Origin of the sequence: Microbispora corallina (genome assembly GCF_016863035.1) — a bacterium.
Lineage (GTDB): Bacteria > Actinomycetota > Actinomycetes > Streptosporangiales > Streptosporangiaceae > Microbispora > Microbispora corallina.
In genome coordinates, this window is record NZ_BOOC01000088.1 from 1 (window position 1) to 1336 (window position 1336).

Sequence of the window (1336 nt, forward strand, 5' to 3'; positions counted from 1 at the left end):
GGGGTGGGGGTGGGGCCGGTGGTGAACTGCCACCAGTTCAGGTTGAACAGGGAGCCGCTTGCGCCGGTGTATTTGAAGTAGAGGTCGTGGGTTCCTTTGGCGTTGGTGACGGGGCAGGTGATGGTGGTGTAGGTCTGCCAGCCGCCGGTGCCGGGGATGGTGCAGGTGCCGATGAGGGTGCCGGTGAGGCTGTCGAGGTGGAGTTCGATTTTGCCGCCGTTGGCGCCGGAGGCGGCTCGGGTGGTGAAGGTGGTGGCGCCGGTGGTGCCGAAGGCGGCGCCTTTGACCTTGATGTAGTCGCCGTTGTCGATGTAGCTGACGTTCATGCCGCCTTCGGCGGAGGGTTCGGTTTCGACGCCGGATTCCCAGGCGATGGTTTCGGCTTCTTGGCGGGTGTAGGGGTCGAGGGTGCCGATTTGGGGGGCGCCGGTGGTGGTCATGGTGATGGTGGGGATGGTGCCGTCGGCGTTGTAGGTGAATTTTTCGACGGCGACGGAGCGGGTGTATCCGCCGCCGCCGGGGAGGGCGCCGTTGTGGTAGAAGAAGTAGGAGCCTCCGTTGTAGTCGATGACTCCGGGGTGGTTGGTGAAGCTGCTGCCCTGGGTGGGCATGATCGTTCCGCGGTAGGTCCAGGGGCCGGTGGGGCTGGGCGCGGTGGAGTAGGCGATGAATTCGGAGCAGCATTTGGCGGCGAAGACGATGTAGTAGAGGTTGCCGCGTTTGTAGACCCAGGGGCCTTCTTCGAAGAGGGTGGGGCGGTTGGCGTCGCCGGTGCGGGTGCCGAAGCCGCTGGTGGTGAGGGGGATCTGGGTGACGCTGCCGGTGTAGGAGATCATGTCGGTGTTGAGTTTGACGTAGGACAGGTGGGGGTTGCCCCAGTAGAGGTAGGCCTGGCCGTTGTCGTCGATGAAGACGGTGGGGTCGATTTCGCCGTTTTCGACCAGGGGGTGGCCGAGGGCGTCTTTGAAGGGGCCGGTGGGGCTGTCGGAGACGGCGACGCCGATGGCCATGCGGCCGGTGGATCGGTTGGTGGTGGGGACGTACCAGTAGAACTTGCCGTTGCGGTTGATGGCCTGGCCGGCCCAGGCGTCGGATTTGGCCCAGCTGAAGGTGGCGACGCTGAGGGGGGATCCGTGGTCGGTCCAGTTGACCATGTCGGTGGAGGACCAGACGCGCCAGTCCTTCATGGTGAAGTAGGTGGAGTTGTCCTCGTCGTGGCCGGTGTAGAGGTAGACCCGCCCGTTGTAGACCAGCGGCGCCGGGTCGGCGGTGTAGATCGTCTGGATGATCGGATTGTCCGCCCGCGCCGCGCCGGCCGGAACCAACGCCAGCATGC

General features: G+C 65.3%; 1 protein-coding gene. It reads right to left on the minus strand.

Annotated elements, in window-relative coordinates; genetic code table 11:
- Positions 1-1336: glycoside hydrolase family 43 protein (locus Mco01_RS40030; RefSeq protein ID WP_204061785.1), on the minus strand; the 1336-nt coding region annotated here is incomplete at both ends.